This window comes from Pseudomonas fluorescens, assembly GCF_001623525.1.
GTDB lineage: Bacteria > Pseudomonadota > Gammaproteobacteria > Pseudomonadales > Pseudomonadaceae > Aquipseudomonas > Aquipseudomonas fluorescens_Q.
Map to the genome: position 1 here is coordinate 4,010,250 of NZ_CP015225.1, position 17,042 is coordinate 4,027,291.

The following is a 17,042-nucleotide window of genomic DNA, read 5'->3' on the forward strand; positions in this document are numbered from 1 at the left end:
TGAAATGGCGCGGCGCTCAGAGCAAGCGCGAAAGACCGAGGGTCAGGCCGAACGCGACCACGGAAATCAGCGTTTCGAGCACGGTCCAGGTCTTGAAGGTTTGGGCAACGGTCATATTGAAGTATTCCTTGATCAGCCAGAAGCCGCCGTCGTTGACGTGGGAAAAGATAACCGACCCCGCTCCGGTGGCCAGCACCAGCAATTCGGGATGGGGATAACCCAGGCCGATCGCCACGGGCGCGACGATGCCTGAGGCCGTGGTCATCGCCACAGTGGCCGAGCCAGTGGCGACGCGCATCAGGGCAGCGAACAACCAGCCCATGACCAATGGCGACAACTGGAATTCCTGGGCCAGGCCGACAATCTGCTGGGTGACCCCGGCGTCCACCAGGATCCGGTTCAAACCACCGCCAGCACCCACCAATAAGGTGATGCTGGCCGTCGGTGCCAGGCATTCGTTGGTGAACTTGAGGATCGACTCGCGGTTGAAACCCTGGGCCAGGCCGAGGGTCCAGAAGCTCAGGACGGTCGCCAGCAACAAGGCGATCACCGAGTTGCCGATGAACAGCAAAAACTGGTTGAAACCGCTTCCCGGCGTGGAGATCAGGTTGGCCCAGCCGCCGATCAGCATGAGGATCACTGGCAGCAGGACAGTCCCCAGGGTCACGCCGAAACCCGGCAGGTTCGCGCGGGGCTCGCGGTCGAGAAATTGCCGCTCCAACGGGTTTTCAGCCGGCAGCTGGATGCGTGGCACGATGAATTTGGCGTACAGGGGACCGGCGATGATCGCGGTGGGGATGCCAATCAGGATCGCGTACAACAACGTCTGCCCCACCGAGGCCTGGAACGCCTGCACCGCCAGCATCGCCGCCGGGTGCGGAGGGACAAGTGCGTGGACCACCGAAAGCCCGGCGACCATCGGCAACCCCACCATCAGGATCGACACGCCCACGCGCCGTGCGATGGTGAACGCGATGGGCACCAGCAACACGAACCCGACCTCGAAGAACAACGGCAGCCCGACCAGGAAGGCAATGCACACCATCGCCCAGTGGGCGTTGCGCTCGCCGAAGCGTTCAATCAGCGTCTGCGCCATCCGCTCGGCCCCGCCGGACTCGGCCATCATCTTGCCGAGCATCGTGCCCAGTGCCACCACCAGCGCGATGTGCCCCAGCGTCTTGCCGACACCGGCCTCATACGCCCCCACCACACCCGAGGGCGGCATCCCGGCCAGCAGTGCCAGGCCAATGGACACCAGGGTAATCACAATGAACGGATTGAGCCGATAACGGGCGATCAGCACGATCAGCGCAATGATCGCGATGGCCGCGTAGACCAATAGCCAATAACCGAAAGCAGGGGCCATGCGTTACTCCTCGAATGGGGTCACGTCGATGTGTCGTGAAACTCATAAATCATTTAGACGAGGAATCTTCAAACCCACTGAAAGTAATTTTCGTACACAGACAAGAAATGTCGCTGAGGGACATCGCGACGCGGCACTGATGAAAATTCAGCGCAAGACTTTCATTGCCTTTGTGGCGAGGGAGCTTGCTCCCGCTGGGCTGCGCAGCAGCCCCAACTTCATCAACACAATGACCAACGGCTGGCCGCCCCGCCCTCAATTCCGTACCATCCGCAGCTGTTTTTGCATCACGCCCCGGTAGCCGACGCTCAACCGGGGCCCAGTCAGGTAAATCATGAAACCAGCACGTCTTCGCGCCGACGCCCTCGCCGGCCTCACCACGTCTTTCGCCTTGCTCCCCGAATGCATCGCCTTCGCCCTGGTAGCCCACCTCAATCCGCTGATGGGGCTCTACGGCGCGTTCATCATCTGCACGCTGACCGCCCTGTTCGGCGGACGGCCAGGCATGGTGTCGGGCGCGGCGGGTTCGATGGCGGTGGTGATCATCGCGCTGGTGGTGCAACACGGCGTGCAGTACTTGCTGGCCACCGTGCTGTTGGGCGGGCTGATCATGATGGCCTTCGGGCTGTTGCGGCTGGGCAAGCTGGTGCGCATGGTCCCGCACCCGGTGATGCTCGGCTTCGTCAACGGCCTGGCGATTGTCATTGCGCTGGCCCAACTGGAGCATTTCAAGCAGGGTGAAACCTGGCTCAGCGGCGATCCGCTGTATCTGATGGCCGGCCTGGTGGCGCTGACCATGGCCATCGTCTACCTGCTACCACGCCTGACCCGCAGCGTGCCGCCGGCCCTGGTGGCGATCCTCGGTGTCGGCCTGGCGGTCTACCTGCTCGGCCTGCCCACCCGAACGCTGGGCGACATGGCCCATATCGCCGGCAGCTTGCCTGCCTTCGCCTGGCCCGATCTTCCCTGGAACCTGGAGACCCTGCAGATCGTCGTGCCCTACGCGGTGATCATGGCGATGGTCGGTTTGCTGGAAACCCTGCTGACCCTGAACCTCACCGACGAAATCACCCAGAGCCGCGGTTATCCGGACCGTGAATGCGTGGCGCTGGGCGCTGCCAACATCGCCTCCGGGCTGTTCGGCGGCATGGGCGGCTGCGCCATGATCGGCCAGACGGTAATCAACCTCAGCTCGGGTGGGCGCGGACGGTTATCGGGCGTGGTGGCCGGGGTGATGGTGTTGCTGTTCGTGTTGTTCCTGTCGCCGTTGATCGAGCGCATCCCGCTGGCTGCGCTGGTGGGCGTGATGTTCGTGGTTGCGCAGCAGACCTTCGCCTGGGCCTCGCTGCGGGTGATCAACAAGGTGCCGAAGAATGATGTGTTGGTGATCATCGCGGTGACCGTCATCACGGTATTCACCGACCTGGCCGTGGCCGTGCTCTGTGGGATCATCATCGCGGCGCTCAACTTCGCCTGGCAACAGGCGCGGGAGCTGTACGCCGACACGCATCAGGAAGCCGACGGCAGCAAACTCTATCGCTTGCACGGCACGCTGTTCTTCGCCTCGACAACACCGTTTCTCAACCAGTTCGACCCGGCCAACGACCCGGCCCTGGTGACCCTCGATTGCCGCCACTTGCGCTTCGTCGACTACTCGGCCGTCGCCGCACTCAAGACCTTGCGCGAGCGCTACAGCAAAGCCGGCAAGCACTTGCGTGTGTTCCACCTGTCCGAGCGTTGCAAGCAAATGCTCAAGCGCGCGGGCGTGCAGCACGACTGAAGCAACACGCAACAAAAACCTGTGGGAGCGAGCCTGCTTGCTCCCACAAGGGGGCTTATTCTGCTGGCACTACCGGCGTCACTCACACCATCTCATCAAGAATCCACTCCACCACCGACATTCGCTTCGGCGTCCAACCCAGCAGCTCATGGGCGTTCTTGCCCCGCACCCGGCTGTTGGAACCCAGGCCATAGTTGGCCATTTCGTAGCCCCACTCGGCTTCGGCATCGGCCAACGGCCAGTCCTGCGGTTCGCCCAGGTTCAGCGCTCGGGCCATGGCGGTGGTCATGTCGATGAACGAAGCTTCGCCGCTTTCGACGAAGTAGAACGTGCCTGGCTGGTTACGGGTCAAGGCGAGTTTGTATAACTCGACCACGTCCTCGATGTGCACGTTGGACCAGATGTTCTGCCCAGGCCCGACATGCCGCACCACCCCGCTTTTACGGGCCTGCTTGAGCAGCCGTGGCAACTGCACGCTGTCACGCTTGACCCCCAGGCTGTGGCCATAGATCAAGGTGTTGCAGATCACCGCCGAGTTCACGCCGTGTTTCGCCGCGTCCAGGACCAGATTATCGATAGCGACACGGGCGACCTTGTCGGCGGTGGGGGGCGGCAGGTTGTCTTCGTAGAAGATGGCCTCGCTGGAACGACCGCCCGAAGCATCCCCGACGATGCTCGAACCGCTGGTGTGCAGCAACACTTTGTTCGACCCCTTGAGTCCTTCGATCAAGGCCTCTACCGCACCGCGATGATCGCTGCTGGCGGCATTGATCACCGCGTCGGCGGCACGTGCCTGTTCGCTGAGCAGCGCGCTGTCTTCGAGGGTGCCGATGACCGGCTTGATACCCAGTGCAGTCAGCTCGCTCGCCTGTTCGGCGCTGCGCACCAGACCGGTGACGTGATGCCCGGCGCGGGCCAGGCCGGTGGCGATGGAGCCGCCGATGAAACCGGCAGCGCCAGTGACGAATACGTTCATGAAAGAACTCCTTGGCAGATCAGTGATGGGACGAGTATCGGGGACCGATCCTTGGCGAAACAGTCCACATTGCCCAAATCACTCTTGCCTTGAAGTCACGAATCAGCCCTTGAATTCCCGCGAGGCGTAGTCGGCGAGCTTGCCCTGGATGAAGTCCAGGAAGCACTGGATCCGCAAGGCCAGTTGCGAGTTGCGGTAGTACACGGCATTGATCGGCTGGCGATACCCGCTGTTGGCATCGGCCAGCAGCACCTTCAGCCGACCGGCCTGGATGTCTTCGCGGGTCATGAAGTCCGACAGGCAGGCAATACCCTGCCCTTGCAGCGCCAGATGGCGCACGGTCTCGCCGCTCGACGCACTGATCGCTGGCTGGATCGGCCAACGATCACCGTGCACGTGGCGCAGCGGCCACTGGTTGAGGCCCTCGTTCTGGGCAAACCCCAGCAGCGCATGACCGGCCAGCTCGGCGACGCTTGACGGCGTGCCGTGCTGCTTCAGATAAGCGGGGCTGGCCAGGATGTGCAACGGACTACAGCCCAGGGCGCGGGCATGAAGGGTCGAGTCCGTGAGGGTGCCTATGCGGATGGCGATGTCGGTGCTTTGCTCCAGCAAATCGATGATCAGGTCGTTGCTGTTGAGTTCTAGCTGGATGTCCGGGTAGAGCCGGCGGAATTCTTCGATGTGCGGGACGATGGCGTGCAGCATGAACGGCGACGCAGCGTTGATCCGTAAGCGCCCTGCAGGATTTTTCTGACGGGACGACAAACGCTCCTCCAACTGATCCATCTGATCAAGGATGCCCTTGGCCTGTTCGAAGAAATACTTGCCCTCCTCGGTCAGGTCCATGCGTCGGGTGGTGCGGTTGATCAGCGTGGTGTCGAGCTTTGCCTCCAGCCGCGACAACGTGCGGCTGACCGCCGACGGCGTCTGCCCGACCTGCTCGGCGGCGGCAGAGATCGATCCGCATTCGATCACGCAGACGAAAATCTGCAATTCGTCGGATCTGGCTTTCACGGGTGTCCTCTCATGGGATGCAACTCAATGTGACAGGCTTTTGTGGCGAGGGAGCTTGCTCCCGCTCGGCTGCGCAGCGGCCGCCTTCTTGAAGAGGCGCTTCGCACCTCAGCGGGAGCAAGCTCCCTCGCCACATAAGATGCCTTGCCACAGATGCATCATCGTCTTCAGGTAGGTCCCGATACTAGCCGGATTACCGCGAAAGGCCGAACACCTCGCGCAAATGCTGCTCATACCGCGCGACATCGGCCTCAACGTTCGGACGTTTCATCACGTCCACGCACAGGAAGGTCGGCAGGCCGGTCATGCCCAGGAACTGGTTGGCTTTGTGGAATGGAAAGTACACCGCGTCCACGCCCGTGGCTTCGAAGAAATCAGTCGGATCGTCGAAGGCTTGCTGCGGGGCATTCCAGGTCAAGGACAACATGTATTGCTTGCCTTGCAACAGGCCACCGCTGCCGTATTTCTGCGACGCATCGGAACGGGTCCGGCCGTCGCTGGCGTAGAGGCTGCCGTGGCCTTCTGTGAAGACTTCGTCGATGTATTTCTTCACGGTCCACGGCGCCCCCATCCACCAACCCGGCATCTGGTAAACGATCACGTCGGCCCAAAGGAACTTGGCGACTTCCTCCTTGATGTCGTAGCCGCCGTCAATGAAGGTGGTTTTCACATCAACACCGCCACGGTCCAACACACTGACCGCCGTGTCGTGGAGGGTGGCGTTGTAGCGACCGTCGGAATGAGCGAATTGTTTACCGCCGTTGAGCAACAGGACTTTTTTCATGGAGAGCCTCATCGGGTACCACGGCACGGGCCACTGCATGGCCGCGGGGTGGAAAGATTGAAAACGATGGCGGCAGCGTACCGATGAGCCTCGCGCGGAATAAGCACCGGCACGGCAAAACTGATTTGACCAAAACGCACGAATCAACAGCCGATTATTGCCATAGGATTCAGCCGACTTTCATTTCAGGAGGCACCTGATGAGCGAATTGCACGGTTTCATCCTTCACGCCAAGACCCGTCCGGAAAAAGCCGAGGCCTTCGAAGCGCTGTTTCGCGCCTATGTCGAGCCAAGCCGCGCCGAGCCCGGCTGCATCGAATATCACATGTTGCGGGACCAGCAAGACCCGACGCTGTTTATCTTCTATGAGATCTGGGCCTCCCAGGCGCACCTGGATGTGCACTCGAACCTGCCACACATGAAGCAGTTCTTCGAGCAGCGCATGGATTACCTGGAGCGCGACTTCGAAATCCGCCGCATCGACATGCTGAGTGCGTCCTCGGCTAGCCGTTGATCATCAAGTGGCCCCCGAGCGCGCCGAGGCCGATGAAAAATACCCGTTTGAACAACACGGCGCTGATCCGCTGACGCAACCATTGCCCCAGCCACATCCCCAGCAGCGCCGGTACCAACGCCAGCAACGAAGCGCTCAATTCGCCCCCGCCCAGTGCGCCGCGCCACACCAGGCCGGCGGCCAGGGCCAGGGTAGAAACGGTGAAAGACAGGCCCAGGGCTTGCACCAGTTCATCCTTGCTCAAGCCCAACGCTTGCAGATAGGGCACCGCCGGAATGACGAACACACCGGTGGCGGACGTGATGAGGCCGGTCAGCAACCCACAAAGCGGGGCGATCCACGGCTCGACATGGGCGCCGACCCGCAGCGTTGGCAGCAACAGCCCGCTCAGCGCATACAGCACCAGCGCCCCACCCAAGGCCCGCACCACCCAGGCCCCACCCGTCATACCGAGCCACAGCGTACCAAGCCCGGTGCCGATGAAAATCGTCAGCAGCAGTGGCCACAGGCGGCGGAGCAGGGCTTGCAGATGACCACCAAATGCCAATTGCCAGAAATTGGTCAGGGTCGCCGGGATGATGAGCAGCGCCGCAGCCTGCGTCGGAGCCATAGCCAGCCCAAGCAAGCCCATGGCGATGGTCGGCAGGCCGAGGCCGATCACGCCCTTGATGGTTCCGGCCAGCAGGAAGGTGCCGATGACCAGCAGGGAAAGGGCCAGACCGAGATTTTGATAGAAAGCGATGAGTGCGTTCATAGGGGTATCGTGCGCCCCGGAACATGGCTTGGAAATCTGCCATATACTGAGGGTGCCTCTCTTTCCGCAAGAGGCTGTGAACTCACTGATGCTCGCGATGACGATAAACCAGGCGCCACAGCACTTGAGACAGGATCCCCGCCCATGCACTTCGACCTAACCGACCTGCGTCTCTACCTGAACATCCTCGACACCGGCAACATCACCGCCGGTGCGGCTCGCAGCCATTTGTCCCTGGCCGCGGCCAGTGCGCGGGTCCGGGCCATGGAAGCGTCCCTGGGCATCGACCTGCTTGAGCGCGGACGGCGTGGGGTAACGCCCACTCCCGCAGGCAAAGCCCTGGCCGAGCACGCCCGAATCCTGCTGCAACAGGCCGAACGCCTGCAACAGGACCTGGCCGAATACGCCAAAGGCATCAAAGGCCGGGTGCGGCTGCTGTGCAACACCAGCGCCATGACCGAATACCTGCCCGAGCTGCTGGCCGATTTTCTCCAGGCCCATCCCAACCTCGACATTGACCTGCAGGAATTGCCCAGCTCACGGATCACCCATGCGCTGCGCCAAGGCGCGGCAGACCTCGGTATCGTTTCCGACGCAGTGGACACCGAGGGTCTTCAAACCTGGCCTTTTCGCGACGATCCGCTGGTATTGATCCTACCCACCGGACACCCTCTGGCTGACGGTCGCGCCGTACGTTTCAGCGAAACCCTCAGCCACGATTATGTCGGCCTGAACGCCTCCAGTGCCCTGGCGATTCACCTGGAAGAGCAGGCCCTGCACATCGGCTCACGTATGCAAGTCCGCATTCGCGCCGATGGTTTCGACGGGCTGATTCGTATGGTGGCCCATGGTGCAGGCATTGCCATCGTGCCGAAGGCTGCCATCGACCGGCGCCCACCCGAACCATCGTATCAATGCATCCCGCTGCAAGAAGCCTGGGCGCACCGGGCGTTGCTGCTGTGCGCCCGCAACTTCGACGGTTTGCCGGCCTACGCCACGGCCCTGGCTCGGCATCTGGCCGATTGATGCGCGCTTCTGGATAGCCCGATGTCGACCACAGACATCTACCCGCTCATGCCGCACGTTAGGGTGCCTGTTCTCTTCCGCCCCTTTCGGAGCTCACATGACCGCACCCATCACCGTCCTGCGCGACACCCATCCGCTGCCCGTACTCGATGCCTGCAAATGGGAAAAACTCGAAGGCGACCCGCACACCGTCAACCTCAACGCCTACACCAGCGAAGACGGCAGCAAGATCATGGGCACCTGGATCTGCACACCCGGCAAATGGTATGTGGAATACGTGAAGTGGGAGTACTGCCATTTCCAGGAAGGCTACTGCATCATCACCCCAGAGGGCATGGAGCCGATCCATCTGCGCGCTGGTGACATCTTCGTCATCGAGCCGGGCATGAAAGGCACGTGGGAAGTGGTCGAGACCGTGCGCAAATATTTCGTCTTTGCCTGAAACAAAAAACCGAGAGACCACCTGTGGCGAGGGAGCTTGCTCCCGCTCGGCTGCGCAGCAGCCGCGTTTCAAGAGGTGCTGCGCACCTCAGCGGGAGCAAGCTCCCTCGCCACAAAAGCTTTGAAACCAGCCCCTACTGCGGCTTGCGATAGCTATTAACAATCGCCGAAAAATCCTTGCCGCCCTCGCCCCGCTGGCTCATCGCCTGATACAACTGCTGCGCCACCGCCCCCAGCACCACCGGCTGATGGACCTGCCGCGCGGCTTCGGTCGCCAGGCCAAGGTCCTTGAGCATCAGGTCGGCGCCAAAGCCACCCGTATAGCCACGGGACGCCGGTGCCGTGTCGATCACGCCCGGCCACGGATTGTAAGTGTCCGAACTCCAGCAACGCCCCGTTGAACTGTTGATGATGCCGGCCAACACCTGGGTGTCGATCCCCAAGGCATCGCCCAGCGCCATGGCTTCGCTGACGCCCACCATGGAAATCCCCAGCAGCAGGTTGTTGCAGATCTTGGCGATCTGCCCGGTGCCAACTTCGCCACAGTGCACGATGTTACGGCCCATTTGCGCCAGCACCGGTTGCAAGGTGGCAAACAACTCGGCCGTGGCGCCGACCATGAAAGTCAACGTACCCGCCGCCGCACCGCCGGTGCCACCCGAGACCGGCGCATCGGCCATCGCCACCCCTTGTTTCGCCGCGGCAGCCGCCACGTCGCGTGCGGTTTGTGGATCGATGGTGCTGCAATCCACCGCTGGCGTGCCGGCAGCGATACCAGCCAGCACGCCGTCTTCACCCAGCCAGACACTGCGCACATGGGCGGCGGCCGGCAGCATGGTGATCACCAGCCCGGCGCCCTGGGCCGCGTCGCGAGGCGAGGCACTGATCGTGCCGCCCAATGCCGCCAGTTCAGCCAGCACCGTCTGGTTCAGGTCGAACAGATTCAGCGAATGGCCAGCCTTGAGCAGGTTGCGCGCCATGGGGGCGCCCATGTTGCCCAGGCCGATAAATGCGATGTTCATGTCCGGCTCCTTAACGCAAATTGATGGTGGTGTTCACACCGTCATTGACGCTGTCATCATCGAACCAGCGCGCGGTCACGGTCTTGGTCTGAGTGTAGAACTGCACCACTTGTTTGCCGTACGGACCAAGGTCGCCGAGTTTCGAACCACGGGAACCGGTGAAGCTGAAGAACGGCACCGGCACCGGGATCGGAATGTTGATACCCACCTGGCCGACGTCGATTTCGCTCTGGAATTTGCGTGCCGCCGCGCCGCTCTGGGTGAACAGGCCGGTGCCGTTGCCGAATGGGTTGGCGTTGACCAGGGCAATCGCCTGATCCAGGGTGTCGACTTCCAGCACCACCAGCACCGGGCCGAAGATTTCCTCGGTGTAGATGCGCATGTCGGTGGTCACGCCGGAAAACAGGGTCGGGCCGACAAAATTGCCCTGCTCGAAACCCGGCACGCTGATCCCACGCCCATCGAGTTCCAGCTTCGCCCCTTGCTGCACGCCACTCTCGATCAATTCGAGGATCCGTGCCTTGGCGCGCTTGGAAATCACCGGGCCGACGTCAGTGCCCGGCTCGCTGCCGGCATTGACCTTGAGTTTCTGTGCCAGGGCCTTGAGCTCTGGCAACCACTGCTTGGCCGCGCCCACCAGCACCACCACGGAAGTGGCCATGCAACGCTGGCCCGCCGCGCCGAAACCGGCGCCGACCAAGGCGTTGAGGGCCTGCTCACGATTGGCATCGGGCAACACCACTGCGTGGTTCTTGGCGCCCATCATCGACTGCACGCGCTTGCCGTGGCGACCCGCCAGGTCATACACGTGGGTGCCGACCGCCGTCGAACCGACGAAGGAGACCGCCTTGATGTCCTTGTGGGTGCAAAGCGCATCCACCACGTCCTTGCCACCGTGCACCACGTTGAGCACACCCGCCGGTACGCCGGCCTCGATGGCCAGTTCCACCAACAGCATGGTCGACAGCGGATCCTGTTCCGATGGCTTGAGCACAAAGGTATTGCCGCAGGCGATGGCCATCGGGAACATCCACAACGGAATCATCGCCGGGAAGTTGAACGGCGTAATGCCCGCGCACACCCCGATCGGCTGGCGCAGGGTGTAGGTGTCCACGCCACCGGCGACGTTCTCGGCGAACTCGCCCATCTGCAGGGTGCCGATGGAACAGGCGTGCTCGACCACTTCCAGGCCACGGAAAATATCGCCTTCGGCGTCAGCGATGGTCTTGCCCTGTTCAGCGCTGAGCACTGCGGCGATGCGCTTTGAATGCTCGCGGATCAACGCCTGGAGCTTGAGCATGATGCGCATCCGCGCGCCGATGGGGGTCAGTTTCCAGGTCTGGAAAGCACGCTGGGCAGCGGCGATGGCAGCATCGACTTCCGAGGCCGTGGCGAACGGAACCTTTGCCAACACTTGCTGGGTGGCTGGGTTGACGATGTCGTGCCATTCGCTGGATTGGGATTCGACCCACTCGCCATCGATCAGCAGTCTGACGGTTTGCAGGGTGGTGTCGCTGGGCGTAAGGGAAACGTTCATGCTGGCCTCCGGGATTGTTCTTATAGAGAGCGCTGCTTCAGCAAAGACCAAGGTGCATGAGCACGCATGGTGATGAGACTGTTTTTGGAGTATAGATGTGCAAACTTCTAATAAGAACGCACATAAAAACCGGTCCAACATGCAAAAAAACATCACCTCCCTGGGGGCGCTGAATTGGGACGACCTCAAGTTCTTCCTCGAAGTGGCCCGCACCCGCAAGGCCAGCACGGCCGCCAAGCGCCTGGCCGTCGACTACACCACGGTGTCGCGACGCATCAGCTCTCTGGAAGCCTCGTTGGGCACGCTGCTGTTCGAGAAATCCCGGACCAACGGTTTTGTCCTGACGGCCGAAGGCCAGCGCCTGCTGGGTTACGCCGAATCGATCGAAAGCACCCTGCACATGGCCTGCGAACAGGTCTCAGGCTCTGGCGTCGCACTGTCCGGCCACGTACGCATGGGCTGCACCGAAGGCTTCGGCAGCTTCTTCATCACCCCGCAACTGAGCCACTTCGTCGACGCCTACCCGGCCATTTCGGTAGACATCCTCCCGCTGCCACACTTCATCAGTCTCTCCAAGCGCGAAGCCGACATCGTCATCGCCCTCGAACGCCCCGAACACGGCCCGTACGTATGCTGCAAATTGTGCGACTACCGACTGCAGCTCTACGCCACCCAGTCCTACCTGGACAACCACCCACCCATCCAGCGCCCGGCAGACCTGGGCAAGCACTCGTTCATCAGCTACGTGGATGACCTGGCGTTCAGCTCCGAATTGCTCTACCTGGCCAACGTCCTGCCCGGCGCCAACGCCCACCTGCGCAGCACCAGCGTGATTGCGCAATTCGTGGCCGCGCAGCAAGGGCGCTCGCTGGCAATCCTACCCTGCTTCCTCGCCGCCCAGGACCCACGGCTGTTGCCGGTGCTGCCGGAGGACATCACCGTCACCCGGCAATTCTGGATGTACTGCCGGGAGGACTTGAGGAAGCTGAAGAGGATTACGTTGTTGTGGGATTACATTCGCGAGGTGACTGAATTGAATCGGCCGTTACTGCTAGGGGAAACACGAGAGCTCAGGTTCACGGATTGAACCTCTGGACGGAGAGTCAGATCGTGCCATCACAACAAAGCTGGCAACCTCTGCCTACATGTAATACGGGCCTCAACAGAGTACCATCGCAAGCTGAAAAAATTAGCCGTACCTGCGTGAATGAAGATGATAGGCCTTAGAAAACCAAGCCTGCACAATCAAATCGCTCAAGATAGGAAAAACCGATGCTCAAGTCACTTCATCTAAAAAATGTCGGCCCCGCGCCAGAGATGCAGATGGAGCTCGCACCGCGACTTAACCTGATCACGGGTGACAATGGTCTTGGTAAGAGTTTTTTGATTGATGTCGCGTGGTGGGCTCTCACGCGGAAGTGGCCTCAGGACCTTAATACTAATCTGACCTCAGGTTACGGCGCTCGCCCCACCGAAATCACAAAAAAATCGACCATTGAATTCGAGGTAGAAAGCAAAACTGGACGGGTTAAATACGAAAGTACTTACGTACCCGATGAGCAATCCTGGCTTGGTAAAGCGGGTCGTCCATGGAACCCCGGTCTCGTCGTATATGCGCTTGCTGACGGTGGATTTGCTGTTTGGGATCCTGCACGTAATTACTGGAAAAAGAAGGGAAACGTCGACATTCAGGATAGAGTTCCTGCTTATGTATTTAGCTCAAAGGATGTCTGGGATGGTCTGCGAATTCCGATCGACGAAAAACCAACGCAAGTAAGCAATGGCCTTGTAGCGGACTGGGCATCGTGGATACGCGAGCGGGGTGAGGATGCAAGGCGTATGGCCGCTGTGCTGGAAGTGCTCGCTCCAACTGGAGGTGATGACAGCCTGAAACCAGGAGAAAGCTTCGCAAGATTATCTATTAACGATGCGCGTGATATTCCGACCATCCGCATGGGGTACGGTCAAGAGGTTCCAATCCTTTATGCATCTTTGGGCGTACGACGCATTACCGCACTTGCTTACATGCTCTCTTGGGCCTGGCGTGAGCATCTGATCGCGTCCAAACAACTTGGACAAGTACCCTCGTCACGTATCGTGCTTCTCTTTGACGAGATTGAAGCCCATCTTCATCCGCGCTGGCAACGTGCTGTGGTCCCTGCGCTTCTGAAAGTGATGCAAAAACTGACCAATGACGAGGACGCTAGGGTGCAGCTTATTGCCGCCACTCACTCGCCGCTCGTTCTTGCTTCCGTAGAGCCGCTTTTCGATAGAGGTCAGGACGCATGGTTTGATCTCGACTTTGAAAACCAAGAAGTTATTCTGCGCAAACGTCCATTTGTACGCAGAGGAGAAGTAGGAAACTGGTTAACCAGCGAAGCCTTCGATCTCGGCGAACCACGTTCAATTGAAGCCGAAGTCGCTATGCGTGAGGCGCTTAACCTTTGTCGGCAAGCCACTCCAGAAGATACGGATATCGAGCGTGTCAACACACTTCTCCAGTCAGCACTCGGCGACACTGATCGGTTTTGGGTTCGATGGACCGCTTTTAGAGAATCACTCAAGGCTCCAAAGGGGAAGAAAAAGTGATCCCGGTTGCAAAAGCCAGAAAACCAAAAACATTTGACGAAAAAGTTTACCAGCCAGGCTTGCGCGCCATTTCAGAAATGGTCGGAAAACCTCCGCGCCATCCTCGGCAAGGCGGTAAACCATTCAAGAAGATTGCCAATAGAGAGCGTGACATTCCAGCAGAAAAATTCCCGACTTACTGGACCGAAGCTCTAAATGAGATGATGCACGCCTACCGACAGCTCTGTGCCTATTCTTGCTTTCGTATTCATCCTGTCACAGGTGCACGCTCCGCAGATCACTTTGCACCTAAGTCAAAAAGCTGGCGAGAGGTTTACAAATGGTCGAATTATCGACTGTGTTGTAGTCGTATGAATGCTCGCAAGAAGGATTGGGTTGGAATTATTGATCCATTCAAAATTCAGCCGGATTGGTTTCAGCTTGAACTCGTTGGCTTCCAGGTTATCCCCGATAGAAATTTACCCCTGAATATCCAAAACGATATTCAAAATACAATCACGGCACTGGGACTAGACGATTTCCGAAGCGAGCGCGAACAAGACGCAGAGCGCTACTGGCAAAACGACTACTCACTCAAGATTCTTAAAATGGAGTCGCCCTTCGTAGCGTACGAGCTTTACCGTCAGGGCCGGCTAAACCCTATGGATACTTGGTAACAGGTCCCTGCCGTCATCTTTTATGTATCGCCTTATTTATGGAATTACTTCGCGAAGTGACTGAACAGAATCAGCCACTGCTGATGGGCGACAGCCGGGAGATGGTGTTCGCCGACTAGTCGGCGATGACCACGATGGCGACACGGCGGTTTTCGGTGCGGCCGCTGGCGGTGTCGTTGGAGGCGACCGGTTTGCTACTGCCCAGGCCGCGCAGCTGGACATTCTCTTCGCGCATGCCAACGCTTGTCAGCACCTTGCCCACGCTGGCAGCCCGGCGCATCGACAGTTGTTCGTTGTAGGCCTGGGAACCCGATGCGTCGGTATGACCATCGACACGTACCCGCTCGATGCCCGCCTCCAGCAACGCCTTGCCGATGCGCTCGACGATTTCGGTACTGGCCGGGTTGAGGTTTTCCACATCGCTGCCGAACAACACCTTGCCCGACAAACCAAAGGCCCAGCCATCTTCGGTCAATTCGAAGCCTTGGTGCTTGAGTACGGCAATTTGCGCCGGGGTCAAACCTTTCGGCGGAGCCGTCTGGCAACCGCTCAGCGCCATGACGAGCAAGAAAAGCGCCGCGAACCAGCGCAGGGAAAATTGAGGGTATGAACGCACGAGTCAGCTCCTGGTTTGAAGATCAGCGACGGAGTGATCCGACCCCGCCGTATGTTGACCGCCTCGGGCAAGGCGCTTGGCTTGGTACATCGCCGCATCGGCGGCGTGGAGTAGGGTGCCCGGTGTGGCACCATCATCGGGGTAAACGGCAATGCCGATACTGAGGGACGTCAGCACGGAAGCATTGCCGGGCAACTGAATCGGCATTTCCATGCTGGCAATGATTTTCTCAGCGATCCGTTCGGCGTCCTCGGCCTTGTGCAGGGGTGCCAGCAGCACGGCGAATTCATCGCCTCCCAGGCGCGCGACCAAGTCGTCTTCACGCAACTGTGCCCGGACCCGGGTCGCCACGGCCGTCAGCACCGCGTCACCGGCAGCGTGGCCGAAATTGTCGTTGATGCCCTTGAATCGGTCGCTGTCCAGGTACAACACGGCCACTTGCTCGTTGAGCTTGCTGGCGTTGCGCAAGGCGCGGATCAGCCGGCCCTCGAAAAACGCCCGGTTCGGCAAGCCGGTCAAGCTGTCGTGGCTGGCCTGGTGTGCCAGGGTTTCGTTTTCGCTTTGCAGGTGAGTCTGCCAGGACTCCAGTTCGTCGAGCAGTGCATTGAAGTCATTGGCCAGATTATCCAGTTCGGCGATGGCGGCCGGCGGCACGCGCCGGTCCAGGGCCCGCTCGCTACGTGCCGCGTGGGCCACTTCGGCCAGGCTGCGCAATGGTCCGGTGATCGCCCGCAACTGACGTCGCGCCAGATAAAGCGCCACCCAGGCACTCACCGCGGTGCACAAAATGATCCCCGCCAGACCGCTGAGCAAAAAGCGCAACAAGCTGCCGCCATGCCCTGCCAATAGAATGCTGCCGATATTCCGCCCTTGGTGAACGATCGGCAGACTGATGGGTTTTTCCAAAAACGCCTTGGCAATGTGCACTTCCAGCCCCGACAACAGGCCGGTTTCCGGTCGCTGCCAGCGCGCCAACAGACGGCCATGTTTATTGAACACCTGAGCATCGGCGACTTCCTCGGTGGAGGCGATCAAGGCCAGTGCTTCGGTGGCCGCAGCCGGGTCATCGAACACCACGGCGGCTTCCACGGTGTAGTTGATCGAACGGGCGATCAGATGCAGGTTGTGATCGGCATAGACCCGCAAGGCAAGCACACCCAGCAACGTCAGGGAAACGCTGGCCATGGTGATCGCCACCAACGCGACAATCAGGTGGCCGCGCCCGATGACCGAGCCCAGGGTGGGACGGATCCGCGATTTGGACAGGCTCATGGTACTGCCGGCCTGCGACGGGAAAGCTGCAGAACGCTCGGATGGATACGCACGCCACTGCGCGCGACCGAGTCGAGGTTGACCTCGAACGATACCTGCTCATCACCGACCCGCAGACAGAACAGGCTCCCCACGGTGCACTGGTCACCGCCTTCGCTGATGCTCAACACGGGCTTGCCGATCAGGGAATCAAACAGGCGGGTGCGCTCGTCGCCGGTCAGCCTGCCGATGTAGACGGCGTTGCAATCCGTAGCGATGTTGGGGTGATCGGCCAGCAATCGCTGTACGGTCACCGGTCGACCGGTGGCCTGGGTGGTGCCTTTGACCAGGTCGTCGGTGTATTGAGTCGGGCCGACGATGCACAGTTGCAACTGCGCAGGCTCCACTGGCCAGCGTGCGTAGCTGAGAATGCCCAAGACGACTTGAGTGACCGATTCGGCCCGCTGTTCAGCCCGGCTCGTGGAGGGCGGGGCTTCGGCAAGTACCATAGGCGACAGCAACCACAGAAGACCGGCAAGCAGATAATGCCTCCAGTCCTTGCTGCGCACCGCCTCCCGAACCGCCACTTTCATGGAAAATCTCTTAGCCATACGATAAGTGTCGGAACGATAGCACAGTGCCAAAAAGCCAGCGAGCCGGCGCCCTACGGACATATCTGACAGAAAACAGTCAAAATCGTGACTCCGGGATCGAAT

General features: G+C 60.3%; 17 protein-coding genes and 1 pseudogene. 8 read left to right on the forward strand and 10 right to left on the reverse strand.

Annotation, left to right across the window (positions count from 1 at the left end; all coding sequences use genetic code 11):
• Positions 1-16 precede the first annotated feature (16 nt).
• Positions 17-1,366: a gluconate:H+ symporter gene (locus tag TK06_RS17250; RefSeq protein WP_063323058.1), complete on the reverse strand. Its 1,350-nt coding sequence runs from the start codon at positions 1,364-1,366 to the stop codon at positions 17-19.
• Between the two features lie 334 nt (positions 1,367-1,700).
• Between TK06_RS17250 and TK06_RS17255 the strand changes: the two genes are divergently transcribed.
• The gene (locus TK06_RS17255; protein WP_063323059.1) at positions 1,701-3,146 is read left to right on the forward strand and encodes a SulP family inorganic anion transporter; all 1,446 of its coding nucleotides are present in this window, start codon (positions 1,701-1,703) and stop codon (positions 3,144-3,146) included.
• An 82-nt stretch (positions 3,147-3,228) separates the two neighbouring features.
• On the opposite strand, the gene TK06_RS17260 is transcribed toward TK06_RS17255, so the two are convergent.
• The 3 genes from TK06_RS17260 to TK06_RS17270 form a co-directional block, all read right to left on the reverse strand.
• Positions 3,229-4,122, reverse strand: coding sequence for an NAD-dependent epimerase/dehydratase family protein (locus TK06_RS17260; protein WP_063323060.1), 894 nt, complete (start codon positions 4,120-4,122; stop codon positions 3,229-3,231).
• A 102-nt stretch (positions 4,123-4,224) separates the two neighbouring features.
• Complete coding sequence (locus tag TK06_RS17265; RefSeq protein ID WP_063323061.1) at positions 4,225-5,136, reverse strand: LysR family transcriptional regulator; 912 nt, start codon at positions 5,134-5,136, stop codon at positions 4,225-4,227.
• Between the two features lie 193 nt (positions 5,137-5,329).
• Entirely contained in the window at positions 5,330-5,920 is a 591-nt protein-coding gene (locus TK06_RS17270; RefSeq protein ID WP_063323062.1) for an NAD(P)H-dependent oxidoreductase, read from the reverse strand.
• Positions 5,921-6,119: 199 nt separating this feature from the next.
• Between TK06_RS17270 and TK06_RS17275 the strand changes: the two genes are divergently transcribed.
• Positions 6,120-6,434, forward strand: a complete 315-nt coding sequence (locus tag TK06_RS17275; RefSeq protein ID WP_063323063.1) for a putative quinol monooxygenase — start codon at positions 6,120-6,122, stop codon at positions 6,432-6,434.
• Here the strand turns inward: TK06_RS17275 and TK06_RS17280 are convergent.
• Complete coding sequence (locus tag TK06_RS17280; protein ID WP_063323064.1) at positions 6,424-7,188, reverse strand: sulfite exporter TauE/SafE family protein; 765 nt, start codon at positions 7,186-7,188, stop codon at positions 6,424-6,426. The two genes, TK06_RS17275 and TK06_RS17280, sit on opposite strands and share 11 nt — an antisense overlap.
• 144 nt (positions 7,189-7,332) lie before the next feature.
• Between TK06_RS17280 and TK06_RS17285 the strand changes: the two genes are divergently transcribed.
• Together TK06_RS17285 and TK06_RS17290 are read left to right on the forward strand one after the other, a co-directional pair.
• Positions 7,333-8,214 (forward strand): LysR substrate-binding domain-containing protein, encoded by an 882-nt coding sequence (locus TK06_RS17285; protein WP_063323065.1) that lies wholly within the window; start codon positions 7,333-7,335, stop codon positions 8,212-8,214.
• 97 nt (positions 8,215-8,311) lie between these two features.
• Positions 8,312-8,656, forward strand: coding sequence for a cupin domain-containing protein (locus tag TK06_RS17290; protein ID WP_024781087.1), 345 nt, complete (start codon positions 8,312-8,314; stop codon positions 8,654-8,656).
• 133 nt (positions 8,657-8,789) lie between these two features.
• On the opposite strand, the gene mmsB is transcribed toward TK06_RS17290, so the two are convergent.
• Together mmsB and TK06_RS17300 are read right to left on the reverse strand one after the other, a co-directional pair.
• Positions 8,790-9,677, reverse strand: coding sequence for a 3-hydroxyisobutyrate dehydrogenase (gene mmsB, locus TK06_RS17295; protein ID WP_063323066.1), 888 nt, complete (start codon positions 9,675-9,677; stop codon positions 8,790-8,792).
• Between the two features lie 10 nt (positions 9,678-9,687).
• Positions 9,688-11,214, reverse strand: a complete 1,527-nt coding sequence (locus TK06_RS17300) for a CoA-acylating methylmalonate-semialdehyde dehydrogenase (RefSeq protein WP_063323067.1) — start codon at positions 11,212-11,214, stop codon at positions 9,688-9,690.
• Between the two features lie 139 nt (positions 11,215-11,353).
• Here TK06_RS17300 and TK06_RS17305 point away from each other — a divergent pair, with 139 nt between their 5' ends.
• The 4 genes and pseudogenes from TK06_RS17305 to TK06_RS33535 form a co-directional block, all read left to right on the forward strand.
• Positions 11,354-12,301: a LysR family transcriptional regulator gene (locus TK06_RS17305; protein WP_063323068.1), complete on the forward strand. Its 948-nt coding sequence runs from the start codon at positions 11,354-11,356 to the stop codon at positions 12,299-12,301.
• Positions 12,302-12,486: 185 nt separating this feature from the next.
• Entirely contained in the window at positions 12,487-13,803 is a 1,317-nt protein-coding gene (locus TK06_RS17310; protein WP_063323069.1) for an AAA family ATPase, read from the forward strand.
• Positions 13,800-14,459: a hypothetical protein gene (locus TK06_RS32465; protein ID WP_139211649.1), complete on the forward strand. Its 660-nt coding sequence runs from the start codon at positions 13,800-13,802 to the stop codon at positions 14,457-14,459. Before TK06_RS17310 ends, TK06_RS32465 begins: the two co-directional genes overlap by 4 nt.
• A gap of 11 nt (positions 14,460-14,470) precedes the next feature.
• Positions 14,471-14,578: pseudogene (locus TK06_RS33535) on the forward strand (LysR family transcriptional regulator); the annotation flags it as partial.
• On the opposite strand, the gene TK06_RS17320 reads toward TK06_RS33535, so the two are convergent.
• Genes TK06_RS17320 through TK06_RS17330 form a run of 3 tightly spaced genes read right to left on the reverse strand, consistent with a single transcriptional unit; the run spans position 14,575 to position 16,919 of the window.
• Entirely contained in the window at positions 14,575-15,018 is a 444-nt protein-coding gene (locus TK06_RS17320; RefSeq protein ID WP_219737879.1) for an OmpA family protein, read from the reverse strand. The pseudogene TK06_RS33535 and the gene TK06_RS17320 overlap by 4 nt on opposite strands.
• Positions 15,019-15,078: 60 nt before the next feature.
• On the reverse strand, positions 15,079-16,347 hold the full coding sequence (locus TK06_RS17325; RefSeq protein WP_063323072.1) for a diguanylate cyclase domain-containing protein: 1,269 nt from the start codon (positions 16,345-16,347) through the stop codon (positions 15,079-15,081).
• Positions 16,344-16,919 (reverse strand): YfiR family protein, encoded by a 576-nt coding sequence (locus TK06_RS17330; RefSeq protein WP_063323073.1) that lies wholly within the window; start codon positions 16,917-16,919, stop codon positions 16,344-16,346. The genes TK06_RS17325 and TK06_RS17330 overlap by 4 nt, the downstream gene beginning before the upstream one ends.
• Positions 16,920-17,042 lie beyond the last annotated feature (123 nt).